Raw genomic sequence first — 18360 nt, forward strand, 5'->3', positions numbered from 1 at the left:
CTACGCTGGGCCTATGGAGATCCTGTCGGCAACCCTCGCGTTGGGTACGGCGCAGCTGAGCGTCCTCGGCCTGGAGTCAGGCGAGCCGATCCCGTGGTGGCTGCGGGTGGGCGGCATCGCCGCCTTCGGGCTGATCGTGGCCGCCTTCATGGTGCTCATCCAGACTTCTCACACGGGCGGTCAGAAGATGGCCTGGGCCGCCGTCGTGCTGTTCCTGCCGATCATCGGCCCACTGATCTATCTGATCAGTGAGACCATCCGGCACCGCCGCAACAACCCCCGGCCCACCAAGGGCCGGGCCGAGAGGATGCCTCCGGAGGAGTACCGATAGGTCTACTTCACCGCACCCATGGACAGTCCGCGGACCAGCTGCTTCTGGGCGATCCAGCCGGCGATGACCACCGGCAGCGAGGCCAGTACCGAGGCCGCAGAGAGCTGGGCCAGGAAGAGCCCCTCGGAGGTCATGGTGCTCATCAGGTAGATCGGTACAGTGGCTGCCTCGGCCGCGGTGAGGTTCAGAGCGAAGAAGAACTCGTTCCAGGCGAAGATCACGCAGATCAGCGCCGTGGCGGCGATCCCGGGAGCGACCATCGGGATGAGGACCCTGCGCATGGTCATCAGCAGGGGGGCTCCGTCCACCGAGGCCGCCTCAAGCACCTCCCCGGGAACCTCCAGGAAGAAGGAGCGCATCATCCAGATCGCGATCGGCAGGTTCATCGCCGTATAGAGGATGATCAGCAGCGCCAGATTGTCCAGCATCCGGATGTTGCCGGCGATGACGTAGATCGGCATGATCACCGCGACGATCGGCAGCATCTTGGTGGAGATGAAGAAGAACAGCGCGTCCTGGGTCCGCTTCACCGGCCGGATGCTCAGCGCGTAGGCTGCCGGGATCGCGAGCACCAGCACCAGCAGCGTGGAGACCGTGGTCGCGATGAACGAGTTCAGGAAGTGGCTGCCGGCCTCCGAGCTGAAGATGGCCCGGTACTGGTCCAGCGTCGGCTCGAAGAAGAAGGTCGGGGGCGAGGACGCCGCCTCGGCCTCCTGCTTGAAGCTGGTCATCACCATCCACAGCACCGGGGCGAAGAAGATGAACGCGGCGAACCACGCCAGGGTGGTCAGAATCTTGCTCATGACTGCACCTTTTCGTTGATGCTGCGGAAGATCAGCCGCAGGGCCAGCAGGGAGATGGCGATGGTGGCGACCACGGTGACCACGCCCATCGCGGCGGACTGCCCGATGTCGAAGCCGAGGAAGGCCCGCTGGTAGATGTAGTAGGGCAGGTTCGCCGACTCGGTGCCGGGTCCGCCGGCGGTCATCAGGTAGATGTGATCGAAGGTGTTGACCACGTAGATCGCGCCCAGCAGCACTGCCAGCTCCATGTAGAAGCGCATATGCGGCAGAGTCACGTAGCGGAAGGTCTTCCACCAGCCGGCGCCGTCCATCTGCGCGGCCTCCAGCACGTCCTTCTGCTGGGACTGCAGGCCCGCCAGGAGCAGCAGCATCATGAAAGGCGTCCACTGCCACACCAGGGCAACGATGATCGAGAGCACCGGGTACTGGGAGGTCCAGTCGACGGGATCGAATCCGACGAGCCCGATCAGCCAGTTCACCAGACCGTAGGTGGGGTTGAACATGGAGATGGACCACAGCATCGCCCCGGCGACCGGCATGATCAGAAACGGGGTGATCAGCAGGGTGCGGGCCACGCCGCGTCCGGGGAACTTCCGGTCCAGCAGCAGCGCGAGGATCAGCCCGAGGATGAGGGCGGCGAACACGCAGCCGAGGGTGATGATGATCGAGTTCAGCGCGGCGGTGCGGAAGGTGGAGTCGACGAAGATGTCCGCGAAGTTCTGCAGACCCACGAACTCCTCACCCTCGGGCCGGAGCAGGTTGCGGGATCGCAGCGAGTACCAGATGGTCAGCAGGAAGGGGATCTGCGTGCAGACGATCACGAAGAGCAGTGCGGGCAGCAGCGGCGCCCGGCGGCTCCACCCCTCGGCGCGCTCCCGCCGCTTGGCCGCCGCGGCGGCAGCGGTCCGGGACTCTCTGCGCGAGGTCTCGGCACGGTCCTGAACGGTCGGCGTCGTCATCTCAGGCCTCCCATCCGTAGGTGCGGGCGACGGCCTCGGCGAAGGTCTGCGCCTGGTCCAGTGCCTCTTCGACCGTCTGCGATCCGGCGATCGCCGCGGAGAGCTGCTGTCCCACTCGGGTGCCCAGGTCCTGGAACTCGGGGATGCCCACGAACTGCAGCCCCGGGTAGGGGACCTCGTGGACCATGCTGTTCTCCTGGGTGGCGTTCTCCATGGAGTTCAGCGTGGGCTCGGCGTAGTTGGCCGCGATCTCGGCGTATTCGGGAATCTCGTAGGTGGACTGCCGGGAGCCTGGGGGCAGGGCTTCCCAGGAGACCTCCTCGCCCACCAGTCGGAAGTAGTCCGGGTGGGTCATCCAGGTGATGAAGTCCCAGGCGGCCTGCTTGTGCTCGGAGGTCTCCGGGATGGCCAGGGACCAGGCGTAGAGCCAGCCGGCGTAGTCGGTCTCCATGACCGGGGCGAGCGCGTAGTTGGTGCTGCCGACCACAGTGGAGGAGCGCGGATCCTCGATCCCGGACACCATGGCGGAGGCGTCGTACCACATGGCGGCGTTGCCCTGGTTGAACTGGGTCATGCATTCGCCGTAGCCGGAGGTGGCCGCGCCGGGCTGTCCCCAGGTGCGCACGGTGTCCACGTAGGTGTTGACCGCGTCGACCACTCCGGGGGAGTTCAGCATCGGTTCCCAGTCGGGAGTGAACCAGCGGCCGCCGAAGGTGTTGATCACGGTGTTCATGGGGGCGAGGTTCTCTCCCCAGCCGGCCAGCCCGCGCAGCGCGATCCCTGCCATCCCGGTGTCCGGGTCGTGCAGGGTCTCGGCGAACTCGCGGATCTGGTCCCAGGTGGGCTGCTCGGGCATCTCCAGGCCGGCTTCTTCGAAGAGGTCCTCGCGGTAGACCAGGAAGGAGCTCTCCCCGTAGAACGGGACTGCGTGCTGGCGGCCCTCGTAGGAGAGCGCGTCTCGGATAGTGGGGATGAAGTCGTCGGGGTCATAGCCCTCGGTCTCGGAGATGTAGGGTTCGAGGTCGGCCAGCCAGCCGTTCTCTGCCCACATCGGAGTCTCATAGTTGGAGATCATCACGACGTCGAACTCTCCGCCGCCCGAGGCGACGGAGGCGGTGATCTTGGCGCGCGCCTCGTTCTCCGGGAGAGAGACGAAGCGGACGTCGATGTCCGGGTGGTCGGCCCGGAAGTGGTCGATCAGCCCGATGGCGTCCTGCATCTGCGGGTTGGACACGATGGCGACGACGATCGTCTCCCTTCCGCCGGAGCCTGCGTTGCCTCCGCAGCCGGTGAGGCTGAGCGCGGCGGCGCCCATACCCAGTCCTGCTCCTGCGCCCAGCAGGGTGCGGCGTCTGAGCGGCCTGCCGGTCAGACTGTCCAGCCGGTGTTCGAATCCGGTCATAGAGGCATCCGTTCTGTGATCACGGTGTGATGTCGGACCTGGAGTCCGCTCATCTGTGAGTGATGTAGATCTCATCTGATAAGTGACCCTAATCATATATTCTCGATTGGGCAAGACGTCGGGAAGCGCCGGAGCTTCCCTGAGGAGGGATACATGCCGGAGGACAGCGACCTCTCGCTCATGGCCGCGCTGGCCGGTGAGCATTATCTGGACGGCCGCTCCAAGGTGGAGCTCGCGCGGACGCATGGCCTCTCCCGGTTCCAGGTGGCGCGCCTGCTGGACCAGGCTCGCGATGAGGGCATCGTGCGGATCACCATCGTGGATCCCACGCAGGCGGGCCAGGGCCGGGGCGATCTCGCAGCCCGGCTCGGCATCAACTCGGTGACCGTGGTTCCGCAGCGCTCAGATGAGACCATGCGCTCGGCGCTGGCCCGGCAGGTCGCCCAGATCCTGCCGCAGCGGGTCCACGACGGCGGACGGCTCGGTGTGGCCTGGTCGCGCACTCTGATGCATCTCCCCGAACATCTCGACGCTCTGCCGCGGGTGGACATCGTCCAGCTGGTCGGCCCGCTGAGCGCCCCGGGATCCTCGACGGCGGCCTCTTCGACTCTGATCCACACCCTCGGTTCCTACTCGGGCGGCCAGGTCTGGCCGCTGCCCACCCCGCTGATCGTCGACTCCCCGGAGGTGGCCGCAGCGCTGCGCCCGCTGGAGGAGGTCAGTGCCGCGCTGGAGGCTGCGGCCTCCCTGGACGTGGCCGTGGTGGCCATCGGCGGCTGGGGTCCGGGTGCCTCCACGCTGTGGGGCCGCATGGGCGAGCAGGAGCAGGAGCGCGCCCGCGCCGCCGGAGTGGTCTCCGAGTGCTCGGGCATCCTGATGGACATCGAGGGCAATGTGGCCGAATCCGGCATGGAGGACCGGGTGATCGGTGTGCGCCCCGAGCAGCTCAAGCGCGCTCATGTGATCGCGGTGGCCGCCGCCGTGGAGCATCCGGAGGCCGTGCTGGCCGCCGTCCGTGCCGGCGTCGTGGATGATCTGGTGCTCTCCGCGGAGCTGGCCGACCGGCTCTCCCAGGAGCTTGACGGCTGATCAGGTGATCATATGAGTGCAGTCATGCGCTCATTTGATAATGTGATCTGCATGACTTCGCTCTCAGCTTCCACTCTGCCGGAGATCGCAGCGGCCAACGGTGAGGCCCTCTCCGTGCCCGGCTACCCGCTCGAGGACCGGGAGATCGGCATTGTCCACTTCGGTGTGGGCGGCTTCCACCGCGCCCACCAGGCCTACTATCTGAACCGGCTGTTCAACGCCGGCCACTCCACCGAGTGGGCGGTGTGCGGCGTCGGGCTCATGCCCGGTGATGTGGTCATGCGCGATGCGCTGACCTCGCAGGATGGGCTCTACACCTTCGCGGCGAAGTTCCCCGACGGCAACCGAGAGGCCAGCGTCATCGGTTCCATCGCGGAATACCTCTTCGCCCCCGATGCCCCGGAGCAGGTCCTGGCGCGGATGACCGATCCGGCCGTGCGGATCGTCTCGCTGACGGTCACCGAGGGCGGCTACAACTACAACCCCTCCACCGGCGAGTTCCAGTACGAGACCCCGGCCATCGCCGCGGACCTGGACGCGGTCTTCGGCGACGGCGAGACGTCTCCCCAGACGATGTTCGGCTTTGTGGTGGAGGCGCTTCGCCGCCGTCGGGAAGCCGGTGTGCAGCCCTTCACCGTGCTCTCCTGCGACAACGTGCGCGGCAACGGGCACCTGGCCAAGGAGATGGTCCTGGCCTATACGCGGCGCCGGGACGAGCAGACCCATGCCGAGCCGCTGGCGGACTGGATCGAGCAGAACGTGGCCTTCCCCAACTGCATGGTGGACCGCATCACCCCGGTCACCGCGGATGAGGACCGCGCGATGATCGCCGAGGACTACGGCATCGAGGACGCCTGGCCCGTGGTCTCCGAGGACTTCATCCAGTGGGTGCTGGAGGACGATTTCCCCACCGGCCGCCCGGCCTTCGAGGAGGTCGGCGTGCAGATGGTTCAGAATGTGGAGCCCTATGAGCTGATGAAGCTGCGCCTGCTCAACTGCAGCCATCAGGCCATCGCCTACTTCGGACTGCTGCTGGGCCACACCTACGCCCACGAGGCCTGCACCGATCCGGAGCTGACCTCCTTCACCCGCGTCCTCTACATGGACGACGAGGGTACCCCCACTGTGCCGGAAGTGCCGGGCATCGACCTGGACGCCTATAAGGACCAGCTGATCGCGCGGTTCGCCAACGAGCATGTGAAGGACACGCTGGCCCGACTGGCCGCCGAGTCCTCCGACCGCATCCCCACCTGGATGATGCCGGTCATCCGAGAGAACCTCGACGCCGGCCGCGACGTCACCATCTGTGCGGCCATCGTCGCCTCCTGGGCGCGGTACGCCGAGGGCACCGGGGAGAACGGCGAGCAGTGGCCGGTGGTGGACCGGCTGCGCGACCGCGTCATGGCGGCCGCCGCCCAGCACGATCAGGACCCGCTGGCCTTCCTCCGCGATGAGGAGCTCTTCGGCGACCTGGTCCAGCACGAGGCCTTCACCCGCCCCTACCTGGAGGCGCTGGAGGCCCTGCGCACCGACGGCGCCCGCGCCCTGCTGCAGAGGCTCACCGCGCAGCGGCTCAACGGCCGGGGCTGAGCCGGGGGCTCAGTCCCGCAATGAGCCGGGGGCTCAGTAGAACAGGTGCGCCAGCCCGATGATGATCGGCAGGCTGATCAGGGTCCGCAGCAGGAAGATCGCCACCAGGTGGTGGAACTTCACCGGGATGCGGGAGGCCAGCAGCATGCCGCCGGTCTCGGACATGAAGATCAGCTGGCTGACCGAGAGCGCACCGATGATGAATCGGGTCATCTCAGGCTCGATCCCGCTGCCGATGATCGCCGGCAGCAGCATGTCGGCAAACCCGATCAGCAGTGTCTCGGAGGCGGCCTGGGCCTCGGGGACCTGCATGAGCTCCAGCACGGGCACGAACGGATAGCCCAGCCAGGTGAACAGGTCGGTGCCCTCGGCGATCATCACCGCCACGGTGCCCACCGCCAGGATGATCGGGATGACCGCCAGCCACATCTCCAGGGCGTTGGATCCGCCGCTGCGGGCCACATCGCTCAGCCTGACCGAGCCGCCCCGGCGTCGGGCGCTGTCCCAGGCCGAGGCCAGCAGGGACTGCTGGCTCTGCTGGGGCTCCACCACCTCGACGGCGGCGGTGCGCGGATCCTCGGTGACGCCTTCGGCGAACTCATCCGGGAACCGGGACAGCGGAGGGATGCGCGGCATGATGATCGCCGCGGCCAGGCCGGCCAGGATGATGGTCAGGTAGAAGGGCCCGAACATGTGCTCCAGGTCCAGGTAGCCCAGGATCACCACGATGAACGTCACTGAGACGATGTTGAACGTAGTTCCCAGCACGGCCGCCTCACGCTTGGTGTAATGGCCTTGGGTGTACTGCTGGTTGGTCATCAGCACGCCGATGGTGCCGTCGCCCAGCCAGGAGGTCAGGCCCACCACCGAGGAGCGGCCCGGGACCTTGAACAGCGGGCGCATGACCTTGGTCATCAGCGTGCCCGCCAGGTCCAGCAGCCCGAAGTTCAGCAGCAGCGGCAGCAGCAGTCCGGCCAGGGCGAAGACCACGATCAGCATCGAAGCCAGGTCCACGATCAGCCCGCCGGTGTCCTCACCCCAGATCCACTCCGGGCCCAGCTCGAAGAGGATCGCGACGCCGAAGGCGAGCCCCAGCACGCGGATGATCAGCCAGAACAGGGAGGTCTTGAACAGGGTCCTGCCCAGCTCGTTCTGAAGGAAGGCCGGTTTGGCCAGGGAGTAGGTCAGGGTGCCCAGTGCGGAGATCGCCACCAGGGTCAGCAGGAACCAGGGGATCTGATCCTCGAGCAGGACCTCCAGCTCACCGGCCATCCAGGCGATGGGGATGGTGACCGATCCCTCGCCGTCGGGCACCGGCACCATGAAGATGAAGATGCCCAGCAGGGAGGGCAGGAGGAACCACAGCGTGCTGGTGCTGCGGTGCTGGGGCTGTGCCGTGGTCATGGTCATCGGTCCTTCGGTGCGTCGAGTTTCACTGGTGCCAGATCTTGCCACAGGTCGCCTGGGCCCTGGTTGGCGGCGTCGGTGCCTCCGCCCAGGTGGTCCATCACGCCCCAGACGGCGTTGAGCGCGGTGGTGACCGCACCCTCGGCCCACCCGGCGGTGAAGGAGATGTCATCGCCGGCCAGGAAGATGCCGCGCTGGTGCTCGGGCAGATCCTTCTGGATGAAGTGGCCGAAGAGCCGCTCCTGGTAGCGGTAGTGGCCGGGGAGGTTGTTCTTAAAGGCGCCCATGAAGTTGGGGTCGGCCTCCCAGGAGACGGTGATCGGCTCGCCCACGATATGCGATCCGATGTCCAGGCCCGGGTAGATCTTGTGCAGCGAGTGCAGCATCAGTCGGGTCCGCTCGGAGGCGTCCAGGGCCAGCCATTTCAGGGCGTCGTCGTTCCAGGTGTAGCTCAGCAGGATCGAGGCCGGCTTATCCGGGCCCTCGTCCAGCAGGTAGGTGGCCCGCGGCAGGCGATCGGTCAGCGTCATCGACATCACCGGCTTGCCCGTCTGCGGGTCGATGTCCCGCCAGAACGGGCGGTCCACCATCACGAAGGTCTTGGAGGAGAGCATGTAGTGGCTCTTCTCGATGGCGGTCCACATATTTGGGGTGAACAGCTCCTCCTGGGTATCGATCCGGGAGGAGAGCAGCCAGGACTGGCAGGTCACCACGGCGGCGGCGAACTCCTGGGTGCGCCCCCACTTCTCGGTGATCGCGATCCCGCCGGCGGGCAGATCCGGGTTGCCGCCGCGGCGGATGGCCGAGACTGCGCCGCGGGGCGCCCCGCCGTGCAGCGACTCCAGGCTGTTGCCCGCGGGCCAGTGCAGGATGTCCTCCGGGACGTGGCGCCAGAGCTCCACGGGCAGACGCTGGGCGCCGCCGACGATGCTGCGGTGCTGGTCATCGGCGTCGGTGAACACCACGCGCAGCACCTCCAGGATGGAGTTGGTGAAGTCGGTGTCCCAGCCGCCGGAGCCGAAGCCGACCTGCCCGAAGGTCTCCAGGTGCTCATAGCTGAGCTCGCGGAAGGCTCGGGAGGAGGTCAGGAAGCCGTAGAAGGACTCATCGTCATAGCGCTCCACCAGCTCGTTCCACAGCCGCTTCAGTGTGGTGACGTCGCGGGCGCGGATGGCCTGCTGGATGGCCTCCAGCTCGGCCTCTTCGGTGAGCGCCTGCTTCCAGGCCTCGGCCACTTCGCGGTAGAACTCCGGCAGGTCCTCGGCCGTATCGGCCTGGATGCGCTGATCCTTCAGCTCGATGACGGTGGACGGCGTGGCCGGGGCCAGCGGGTTGGGGAACTCGCGGGTCTGAAGGCCCAGCAGATCCACGTAGTGGTAGAAGGCCCGGCCGGAGATGGGGAAGCGCATACCGCCCAGATCGGCCACCACATCCGGGGCGGGCTCGAAGGACTGGGTCTTCAGCCGTCCACCGATGGCGCCTGCCTCATAGATGACCGGCTTCAGCCCCATCTTCATCAGTTCATAGGCGGCGACGACGCCGGCCAGTCCCGCACCGATGACCGCCACCTCGGTGCCCCGGGCGGCCTGCGGGACAGAGCCCAGTCCGGCAGGGTGCTGGAGGTGGTGTTCGTAGCTGAACGGGAAGTCCGGGCTGAACATGGTCAGCGGCGGCTCAGCGGATGAGCCGGCGTCGTGCTCATCGTGGTGGTGCGAGGAGGCGAGCGTCATCGGGGCCTTTCGTCGGGGCGTCTCAGCTCAGCTGGCGGTTCTGCTGGGGGCGGGTGAGGTGTGGATGTGATCTGCGGCTCACCCGGCATTGGTGTGAACCTACTGTCAGCAGGTGCCCCTGGCAATGTTGGCATGTTTTGCGCTGAAGGTCTGCACTGCGGATCTGTTGCTCGGCGGCAGGGGGTGAGCGACAGGCTGTGGCAGAAGGAGTGTCTTGGGTGCGGTTATGGGTGTGGAGCGCCCCATATGCGCGGAATCGGCGGGTGCGGTGTCGTGCGGGTGTGGGGCTGGGCGGGCGCTGTGGTGCGGACGGGTGCGCGCGGGTGGGGACATACTGGTGGGATGAAGATCGCATTGATGCAGGACACCGCTCAGCCGCTGGACGTGGCCGGGAATCTGGCGATGATCGAGGCGGCCGCGGGCCGATCTCGGGAGCAGGGGGCGGAGCTGCTGCTCACCCCGGAGCTCTTCCCGGTGGGCTATGCCCCCGCGCAGATCCGCGCTGAGCTCAGCGCCGAGCAGGTGGCCCAGACCAGGGCGGAGACGGCGGCGATCGCGCAGCGCAGCGGGATTGCGATGGTGGTGAGTCTGCCCGGTGTTGGGGGGCCTGAGGAGCGGGGCATCACGGCCGTGCTCTTCAGCCCCGACGGCGAGGTTCTGGGGGAACACCAGAAGGTGCAGCTCTTCGGGCCGGAGGAGAAGGAGTCCTTCCGTCCGGGCAGCGAGGCCCCGGCAGTGATCCGCCTGGGCGGCCTGAACCTTGGGATGGTGATCTGCTACGACATCGAGTTCCCGGAGATGGCCCGTGCCGCCGCGGCCGCCGGAGTGGAGGTGCTGCTGGTGCCCACTGCGCTCGCCGAGGAGCCGCGGGTGCCCCAGCTGCTGGTGCCGGCCCGGGCCCTGGAGAATCAGATGACCGTGGCCTATGCCAACCACTGCGGGCTGGAGGACGGGCTGAGCTTCGACGGGCTCAGCGTGGTGGCCGGCCCGCGCGGCGAGATCCTCGGTGAGCTGGGGGCCGAGCCGGGACTGCTGCTGGCCGAGGTGGGGCCGCGGCCGGCGTCGGGGGAGGCAGGCCCCTGGTACCTGGAGGACCGCCGCACCGAGCTCCACCGTCAGTGGATCTGAGCCCGCTGCTGCCCCACCCTCGTTTTACCAAGGCGATCTCAAAATACCCCTGCGGATTCGCAGGGGTATTTTGAGAAGTGCTTGGTAAAACGCGCTTTGGGGACTGGAGCGCAGGCAGCAGAAAGCCGGGCCGGCCCGATGAGCTGATGCTCTCTCGGGCCGGCCCGGCTTCTCCGGTCTGACTCCTGCGAGGTCTCCCTCAGAGGATGATGATCAGGATGACGATCAGCAGGATCGTGGTGAGGCTGATCGGGATGACAACGCGTCCACCCATTGTTCTTTCACCTTCTCTTCCGTTGAGACCGTCTCTCGGTGGTCCACCACCCTAAACGCGCTGACCTGAATGATCACTTGATGCTGGCCGAGGATTCGGTGAAGGCGGGGTGGGCGGGAGGTCACTCCTCCTCGTCCTGCAGGGCCTCCACATCGGCGAGCTGCGCCTCCGGGGTGGTGTCCGGGATATCGCCGTTGAGGCGCAGGCCGGTCTCGGAGTCGAAGAGGTGGACGTGGTCGATGTTCGGGCGGATGCGCACGGTCTCGCCCTTCATGGGAGGACGGCGGCCGTCCACGCGCACGATCACCGGCTGGAAGGTGGAGATGCCCTTCGGGGTGCCGAAGATGTAGGCGTCGGCGCCGAGCTCCTCCACCAGGTCCACGGTCATCTCCAGGCCGCTGCTGGCGTCGCTGACCAGCTCCATGTCCTCCGGTCGCACGCCCAGGGTGACCTTGTCACCGTGGGCTTTGGCCAGGTGGCCGCCCGGGATCGCGAAGGTCTCGGTGCCCAGCAGGATGTTCTCGCCGTCGATCGGCACCTGGAAGAGATTCATGGCGGGGGAGCCGATGAAACCGGCCACGAAGACGTTGGCGGGGGCGTCGTAGAGGTTCCGCGGGGAGTCGACCTGCTGCAGGATGCCGTCCTTGAGCACGGCCACGCGGTCGCCCATGGTCATCGCCTCGACCTGGTCGTGGGTGACGTAGACGGTGGTGGTCTTCAGGTCACGGGTCAGCGCGGCGATCTGCGTACGGGTCTGGACACGCAGCTTGGCGTCCAGGTTGGAGAGCGGCTCATCCATCAGGAAGACCTTGGGGGAGCGGACGATGGCGCGGCCCATGGCCACACGCTGACGCTGACCGCCGGAGAGGGCCTTCGGCTTGCGGTCCAGGTACTGCTCCAGGTCCAGGATCTTGGCGGCCTCCTGGACGCGCTGGGCGCGCTCCTCCTTGGAGACGCCGGCGATCTTCAGAGCGAAGCCCATGTTCTCAGCGACGCTCATATGCGGGTACAGCGCGTAGTTCTGGAAGACCATCGCGATGTCGCGATCCTTGGGGGAGACGTTGGAGACGTCGTCGCCGCCGATGAGGATGCGGCCGTCGTTGACCTCTTCGAGGCCGGCCAGCATGCGCAGTGCGGTGGACTTGCCGCAGCCGGAGGGTCCCACGAGGACCAGGAATTCGCCGTCGGCGATCTCCAGGTGCAGGTTGTTGATGGCGGGGCGAGCGCCCGGGGTGTAGATCCGGCTGGCCGAATCATAGGTCACTGAGGCCATGATGAATATGTCCCTTTCACGGGCAGGTACGTGCCCGACGATCCGTAGTGAAAAGTGGTTATGGTGATCCCCATCCGAGATGCAGATCAATGTGAACAGTATCACGTTCGGCCTCATTGGGTAGATTGAGGTCAGATCACAGGTGTCCCGGACAGCGGAAGGAGGGCGGGGTGCAGACTCAGCTGATCGCGGCCCGCCGCGCCCTGACCCCGGACGGGCGCCTGGCCCCGTACTGGGTGGAGATCGCCGCAGGTCAGAGCGGCACTGCCGCTGCTGAGACTCCCGACGCCGGCGTCGGGCGCATCCTCGCCGCCGGCGAGGGTCCGCCGCCGCGCACCCCGGACCTTGAGGTCCGCGGCATCCTGTCTCCCGGCTTCGTCGACGTCCACTGCCACGGCGGCGGAGGACATTCATTCGCCGAGGGCCCGCAGCAGGCTCGCCAGGCCGCCGCTGCGCACCGAGCTCAGGGCACCACAACGCTGCTGGCCTCACTGGTCACCGATCCGCTCCCGGCCCTGCGTGAGAGCCTCCAGAGCCTCGCGCCCCTGGTGGAGGCCGGGGAGCTGGCGGGCATCCACCTGGAGGGGCCGTGGCTGAGTCCGCAGCACAAGGGTGCGCACAGCGAAGTGTTCCTGCAGCCGCCGCGGCCCGAGGATGTCGCCGATCTGCTCTCCACCGGCACAGTGGCCATGGTGACGCTTGCTCCGGAGCTCCCCGGAGGTCTCGACGCCGTCCGCCAGATGGTCTCCCATGGTGCCGTGGCCGCCGTCGGGCATACCGATGCCACCTATCAGCAGGTCAGCCAGGCGCTCGACGCCGGCGCCTCCGCGGGCACTCACCTGTTCAACGCGATGCGCGGACTGCACCACCGCGAGCCCGGTCCTGCCGGGGCTCTGCTGGAGCACGGCTCGGCCTTCCTGGAGCTGATCGCCGACGGCATCCACCTTCACCCGGCCATGCTGCGGCTGATCTTCGCTCAGCATGCCGAGCGCGCGGTGCTGGTCTCCGATGCCATGGCCGCCGCTGCGGCTGAGGACGGGGACTACAGGCTGGGCAGTCTTCTCGTGCGGGTCAGCGGCGGTGAGGCGCGCGTGGTGGCGGCGGACGGCACGGCTGGGGCCATCGCAGGGTCCACGCTCACCGTGGGTGCTGCCGTGCGGTTCGCAGTGCAGGAGGCGGGGATCCCCGCCGAGCAGGCGCTGACCGCGGCCACCGCCAACCCCGCCGCCATGCTGGGCCTGGACGAGGTGGGCTCCCTGGCAGAAGGCGGCCGGGCAGACTTGGTGGTGCTGGACGAGGAGTTCCGCGTCGAACGGGTCATGCAGGCCAGCGCCTGGGTGGGGTGAATAAGGTCTGGGGCGAGCTCATTCTGAGCTGAGAACGTCGTTCAACGACCGTCGGCCAGTCGTGCCAGCGCGCGGCGCGCGGGAGCGAAGCGGCCGATGCTCGTCTCCAGGCCGCCCGGGCGTGAGGAGAGCAGCCAGACGCGCTGTTGGTCGGCCAGGAGAGCATCCATCCGGTCCACCAGCCGCTGCGCCTCTCGCTGAGCATCCTGTCCCTCGGACGGCCCTCCGGTGAGAAGTCCCGAGATGAAGAGATCTGCGGCGAAGAGTGACCAGCGCATCGCCTGAGCGATCTCCTCGACTGCGATGCTTCCCTCGGCGCTCGCCGGCCGAGCCTCAGCAAGCCGCTCCGCCGCTGAGATCAGGATCCGGCGGGCTTCTTCCACACTGTCTGGGGAGGGGATGTGGTGGGCTTCCAGCTCGCCGACCTGTTGGATGATGCGGAACAGCGGACTGGAGTTGGGGATCTTCGCGTCCAAGACATCGGTGACGCGCCCGACGTCCACCAGGACCCGCCCGATGATCTCGCTCTCATCGTCGAAGACGTGCCGATTCAGGATGTCCGCCAGAGAGTCCTCCAGTGCCGCACTGCTGTCAGCCGACCAGCTGATGCCCCCTCCGAAGATGATCGGTGCATAGGAGATCACCAGGGGGTCATAGTGGCCGAAGTCGCCCCAGCAGGTCAGCAGAAAGCCTTCGGAGCCGTGGCTGATTCCGGTGCGGGCGGCGTCGAGGATATTGCTGATCGCGTTGTCGAGCCGACCCGTGAAGGAGAGCCAGGACCCGGCGCCGGGAGCCACCCAGAAGGGGACACCGGCCTCGATCAATGACTGGGCGCGTGAGGAGAAGTCGCGCAGCTGCTCAGTCTCCACGCCGTGGGCCTCGTTGAACGCGCGCTCACGCGGAGACATCCTCTCGAGGGCGGTGGCCATGTGTTCCGGAGCGTCGTAGAGCCATACCACTGGAACGCTCCCCTCAGGGACGCGGTCCATCAGTTCGGGGTGGCTGCCGAGGATGTCTGCCCAGAACTCCACGGCGTATCCCTGTGCGATCCACGGCTCCGCCACCTGCTCCACGTAGTCCATGAAGACTGCGCCCAGCCCTTCCTGCTCGGCACGGCGGCGGCTCACTCCGGTGCCCAGCTCCCAGGTCTCATCGGCGCCGATGTTGATCCTGTGGGAGCGGACGTGCGCGGTCAGCTCTTCGATCAGTCCGGTGACGAACTCGGCGTTCTCCGGGGTGGGTGCCAGAGTGGAGGGCGGTCGCAGGACGCCGGCGAACTCCTGGGGCTCGGCGTTCTCAGCCCGGGGCAGATAGGTGTCCAGCGCCAGCCAGCGCTCCCAGTGACCGAAGGTGTTCTGGTTGGGGACCAGTTCGATCCCGTGGCCGGCGCAGAGGTCGTCGAGCCATCGGAGGTCCTCAGCGGTGATCGGGGAGGCGTCCTGCCAGAGTTCCTGGTGATCGGCATAGGCGAAGGTGTGCTCGATGTAGAGCTCCAGCTGGTTGTACCGGGCCAGGGCCAGGAGGTCCACCAGCCGCCGGAGTCCGGCTCGCGTGGGGACGCGGTCGCGGCTGATGTCCAGCATGAAGGCCCTCCGGGGGAAGTCGGGCCAGTCTTCGATGGTCACCGCTCGCTGCTGGGCCAGCGGCAGGGCTCGCAGCTGGTCCAGGGTCTGCTGTCCGTAGCGCAGGCCTGCGGCGTCGGCGTACTCCATCCGGATGGTCTCCGCATAGGTCAGCAGGTACCCCTGCTGTGGAAGCTCCGGGTTGTGCGAGACGATCACCTCCGCCTGGGTCTTCGGCGGGACTCCGCTGAGCTCCGCCAGTCGACGAGGCATCGGAAAGAGGGGGAGTGACATGGAGATCAACCTTTCACTGCTCCGGCCACCATGCCGGAGGCCATGCGTTTCTGGACGATGGTGAAGAGGATGAGCACCGGTACGGCGATCAGGGCGGAGCCGGCCATGACTCCGGCCCAATCGGTGCCGGTCTGACCTTCCTGGAAGCTCTGCAGCCACACCGGCAGCGTGACGTTCCCGCCGGAGGAGAGGATGACCAGTGCCAGAGTGAACTCGTTCCACGAGACCAGGAAGCCGAAGACGCCGGTGGCCACCAGTCCTGGACCCAGCAGGGGGAAGGTCACGCGGAAGAAGGCTCCGGTCCGTGAGCAGCCCTCCACCATGGCGGACTCCTCGAGGTCGGCTGGGATGCTGTCGACGAAGCCCTTGAGCATCCAGACGATGAAGGGCATGACGGTACCCACGTAGAGCAGGGAGAGGCCGAGGACTGTATTGACCAGATCCCAGCCTGAGAGCATCCGGTACTGGGAGATGAACAGCGCCTCGGCGGGGATCATCTGCACGATCAGCACTGTCACCACCATTGCCGCGCGCCCTCTGAACCGGAAGCGGCTCAGTGCCACCGCCGCCAGCGTGGCGGAGAACAGGGCGACGCCTACGGCGAGCAGGCTCACGCGCAGACTCATCTGCAGCGAGTTCCAGAACGAGCTGTCCTGCAGGACGCCGAGGTAGGCGTCCGGGGTGAAGTCGAAGGGCAGTGCCGTGATGCCGGAGATGTGGATGGCTCCGCTGGGCTGCAGCGAGACGTTGATCATCCAGAAGATGGGGAACAGCCATATCCCTGCGATGCCCAGCGCGAGCAGGTTGGGGAGGAGTCGGCGTCGGCGGGCTCCGGCAGCGATGCTCATGTCAGATCCCCCTGCCGGGAGAGGATGCGGACATATCGCCAGGTCAGGATGATCAGCAGGAGCAGCATGATCATGGCCAGCGCGGAGGCCATCCCATAGGATCCGCCGCCGACGCCGGTGTGGTAGATGTAGGTGCCCAGCAGGTTGGTCTCCGAGGTGCTCCCCGCGCCCTGCTGCAGGGAGTAGATCTGCGGGAAGACGCGCAGGTCCCAGATGACCTGCAGGATGGCCAACAGGATCAGCACCGGCTTGATGATCGGCAGCACCACATGCCACAGCGTTCGGGCCAGATCCGCGCCGTCGAGCTGTGCCGCCTCCAGCACCTCATCGTCCACCTGTGTGAGGGCGGCGTAGGTGGCCAGGGCCACCAGTGGGGTCGAAGCCCAGATCACGACGACTGCGCCCACCAGCAGGAAGGTGAAGGTGTTGGCCTGGAGCCAGTGGAACCCTTGGAATCCACTGAGCCCGATCCCGGCGAGGACGTCGTTGACCACACCATGTCTGTGGTCCACCATCAGTCGCCAGATGGCTACGGCGGCGATCACCGGAGTGGCCCAGGCGAAGATCAGCGTCAGCTGCAGGGTCACCCGAACCGCACTGCTGACCCTCTGCATCAGCACAGCGAGCCCGACGCCGATGATCATGGTGGCCCCCGCGGCTCCTGCGGTGAAGATCAGGGTCCGCCCGGTCACCACCCAGAAGTAGGAGTCGGAGAGGATGCTGAGGTAGTTGTCCAGCCCCACCCATTCCGGCGGCTGGCCGAACTGCTGGGCCATTCCGAATTCCTGGAAGGACATCACCAGCTGGCGCGCCATGGGGTACCCGAGCGCCAGGATCACCAGCGCGCAGGGCAGAAGAAGCAGCGCATAGGGCGTGACCCGCTGGCGGATCCGGGAGGCCCGGGCCGGAGTGGGAGGGGCGGGAGCGTACATCAGTCGTTGAGGATCTCTTCGAGCTCGGCGTCGATCTCTGCTGCGACCTCTTCGACGTCCTCGCCGTTGCCGATCCGGGTCCAGATCTCTGCGGGAAGCATGGCGCTGTCGGCCACGCCCCAATCGGGAGTGTTGGGAGTGAGCTGGGAGGCTTCCACAGCGATCTCATGCGCCTCTGAGGTGGGGCCCTCCAGCCCTCCGGCATAGTCGAGGTTGCCGGGAGCCCAGCCCTCTTCGGCCAACATGGTCTGGAACTCTTCGCTGTAGATCAGGCGCATGACCTCCTGGGACATCTCCTGATGCTCCGAGGCTGCGGAGATCGCCATGGAGGAGCCGCCGGCGAAGGTGACCCCTGGTTCTCCCTCTTCCAGGCCCGGCAGCGGCATGACACCGACCTGATCGTCCTCCCAGAGCTCTTCGTCGATATCGTGTTCGGCGAAGGCCAGGTGGGAGTAGAAGCCGATGTTCCCTGCGTTGAAGAGTTCGCTGGCGGCCTGAACCGCTTCATTGGAGTCTTGGACGTATTCCGAGCCCTCCTCCATCAGCCGCTGGGCCGCCTCGAGGGCTTCGATGGATTCGGGGCTCGACAGGTTCCCCTTCCAGGTCCCGTCCTCATTCTGTGTGGCGTAGTCCCCTCCGTAGGTGAACAGCCATCCCTCGAGGGTCTTGGGGTCGGCGGCCGGGAGGTAGATGCCGGTGAATCCGTCTGAGTCCTCCGGGTTGGCCTCGTTGAGCTCGATGGCCGCCTCCTCGAGCTCTCCGATCGTGGTCGGTACCTCGATCCCGGCCTCCTCCAGCAGGTCCTGCCGATAGAAGAGGATGCGGGAACCGGAATAGAGCGGCGGAGCGAAGACCTCCCCCTCCCAGCTGCCGGCTTCGAGGCCGGATTCCACCAGGGAGTCTCCTCCGAGATCCTCCAGGATGTCGTCTACGGGGCTGAAGGCGCCCACTGAGGTGAACGTCGCAGCCTGGGTATTGCCCACTTCGACGAGGTCGGGCGTCTGCCCGGCGTCGGGGAGCGATGTCTGGAGCAGCTCGACGATGCCGGGCCACGGCTGGACCTGGATGTTCAGGCTCGCGCCGTCGTGCTGGGATTCGAATTCCTCGACCAGCCAGTCCATGGCTTCGCCGGGGACTGAGTTCTCCATGAACCAGACGGTCAGGTCCGCTGATTCGGAATCCTCGGCGTCGCTGCCGCAGGCGCTCAGCGACAGGACCAGGGCGGAGGTGATGGTGAGCTGTGGGAGGCGTCTCATGGCTTGTCCTCATCTCTTCTCAGGCGGAGAGTTCAGTAAGACTGTGATGGCTCTCACGCTCACGTCATGCTGAACCTATGGAAAAAGTATGGGGGCTTAACTAACAAAAGTGAAGAGGTGCTCGACAAGTTTCCTG

15 protein-coding genes are annotated in these 18360 nt (G+C 66.7%); 5 read left to right on the top strand and 10 right to left on the bottom strand.

Going from position 1 to position 18360, the window contains the following annotated elements:
• Positions 1-13: 13 nt before the first annotated feature.
• Positions 14-331: a PLD nuclease N-terminal domain-containing protein gene (locus IEW85_RS00705; protein ID WP_188682059.1), complete on the top strand. Its 318-nt coding sequence runs from the start codon at positions 14-16 to the stop codon at positions 329-331.
• A 2-nt stretch (positions 332-333) separates the two neighbouring features.
• Here the strand turns inward: IEW85_RS00705 and IEW85_RS00710 are convergent, their stop codons facing one another.
• From IEW85_RS00710 to IEW85_RS00720, 3 genes are read right to left on the bottom strand one after another with little or no spacing between them, the layout of a single operon-like run.
• Positions 334-1134: a carbohydrate ABC transporter permease gene (locus IEW85_RS00710; RefSeq protein ID WP_188682060.1), complete on the bottom strand. Its 801-nt coding sequence runs from the start codon at positions 1132-1134 to the stop codon at positions 334-336.
• Positions 1131-2093, bottom strand: coding sequence for a carbohydrate ABC transporter permease (locus tag IEW85_RS00715; RefSeq protein ID WP_188682061.1), 963 nt, complete (start codon positions 2091-2093; stop codon positions 1131-1133). Before IEW85_RS00715 ends, IEW85_RS00710 begins: the two co-directional genes overlap by 4 nt.
• Before the next feature lies 1 nt (position 2094).
• A complete protein-coding gene (locus tag IEW85_RS00720; protein WP_229658681.1) occupies positions 2095-3495 on the bottom strand; it encodes an ABC transporter substrate-binding protein in 1401 nt (466 codons plus the stop codon).
• A gap of 153 nt (positions 3496-3648) precedes the next feature.
• On the opposite strand from IEW85_RS00720, the gene IEW85_RS00725 reads away from it, so the two are divergent.
• Entirely contained in the window at positions 3649-4584 is a 936-nt protein-coding gene (locus tag IEW85_RS00725; protein ID WP_188682062.1) for a sugar-binding transcriptional regulator, read from the top strand.
• Positions 4585-4635: 51 nt separating this feature from the next.
• Positions 4636-6174 carry a mannitol dehydrogenase family protein gene (locus tag IEW85_RS00730; protein WP_188682063.1) on the top strand — a complete coding sequence of 513 codons (1539 nt, stop codon included), beginning with the start codon at positions 4636-4638 and terminating at the stop codon, positions 6172-6174.
• A gap of 33 nt (positions 6175-6207) precedes the next feature.
• Here IEW85_RS00730 and IEW85_RS00735 read toward each other — a convergent pair whose 3' ends face one another.
• Positions 6208-7578: a YjiH family protein gene (locus tag IEW85_RS00735; protein WP_188682064.1), complete on the bottom strand. Its 1371-nt coding sequence runs from the start codon at positions 7576-7578 to the stop codon at positions 6208-6210.
• A 2-nt stretch (positions 7579-7580) separates the two neighbouring features.
• Positions 7581-9311, bottom strand: a complete 1731-nt coding sequence (locus tag IEW85_RS00740; RefSeq protein WP_188682065.1) for a flavin monoamine oxidase family protein — start codon at positions 9309-9311, stop codon at positions 7581-7583.
• 342 nt (positions 9312-9653) lie between these two features.
• Here IEW85_RS00740 and IEW85_RS00745 point away from each other — a divergent pair, with 342 nt between their 5' ends.
• Complete coding sequence (locus tag IEW85_RS00745; protein ID WP_188682066.1) at positions 9654-10439, top strand: nitrilase-related carbon-nitrogen hydrolase; 786 nt, start codon at positions 9654-9656, stop codon at positions 10437-10439.
• A gap of 395 nt (positions 10440-10834) precedes the next feature.
• Here IEW85_RS00745 and IEW85_RS00750 read toward each other — a convergent pair whose 3' ends face one another.
• The gene (locus IEW85_RS00750) at positions 10835-11986 is read right to left on the bottom strand and encodes an ABC transporter ATP-binding protein (RefSeq protein ID WP_188682067.1); all 1152 of its coding nucleotides are present in this window, start codon (positions 11984-11986) and stop codon (positions 10835-10837) included.
• Between the two features lie 170 nt (positions 11987-12156).
• Between IEW85_RS00750 and nagA the strand changes: the two genes are divergently transcribed.
• Positions 12157-13332 (top strand): N-acetylglucosamine-6-phosphate deacetylase, encoded by a 1176-nt coding sequence (nagA, locus tag IEW85_RS00755; RefSeq protein WP_188682068.1) that lies wholly within the window; start codon positions 12157-12159, stop codon positions 13330-13332.
• Between the two features lie 41 nt (positions 13333-13373).
• Here nagA and IEW85_RS00760 read toward each other — a convergent pair whose 3' ends face one another.
• The 4 genes from IEW85_RS00760 to IEW85_RS00775 are packed head-to-tail and all read right to left on the bottom strand — an operon-like array spanning position 13374 to position 18224.
• Positions 13374-15167, bottom strand: coding sequence for a family 20 glycosylhydrolase (locus IEW85_RS00760; RefSeq protein ID WP_188682069.1), 1794 nt, complete (start codon positions 15165-15167; stop codon positions 13374-13376).
• A 26-nt stretch (positions 15168-15193) separates the two neighbouring features.
• A complete protein-coding gene (locus IEW85_RS00765) occupies positions 15194-16036 on the bottom strand; it encodes a carbohydrate ABC transporter permease (RefSeq protein ID WP_188682070.1) in 843 nt (280 codons plus the stop codon).
• Entirely contained in the window at positions 16033-16968 is a 936-nt protein-coding gene (locus tag IEW85_RS00770; RefSeq protein ID WP_188682071.1) for a carbohydrate ABC transporter permease, read from the bottom strand. The genes IEW85_RS00765 and IEW85_RS00770 overlap by 4 nt, the downstream gene beginning before the upstream one ends.
• Entirely contained in the window at positions 16968-18224 is a 1257-nt protein-coding gene (locus tag IEW85_RS00775; protein WP_188682072.1) for an extracellular solute-binding protein, read from the bottom strand. The genes IEW85_RS00770 and IEW85_RS00775 overlap by 1 nt, the downstream gene beginning before the upstream one ends.
• Between the last annotated feature and the right edge of the window lie 136 nt (positions 18225-18360).

The sequence above is a fragment of the Nesterenkonia cremea genome, assembly GCF_014642675.1.
GTDB classification, from domain to species: Bacteria; Actinomycetota; Actinomycetes; order Actinomycetales; family Micrococcaceae; genus Nesterenkonia; species Nesterenkonia cremea.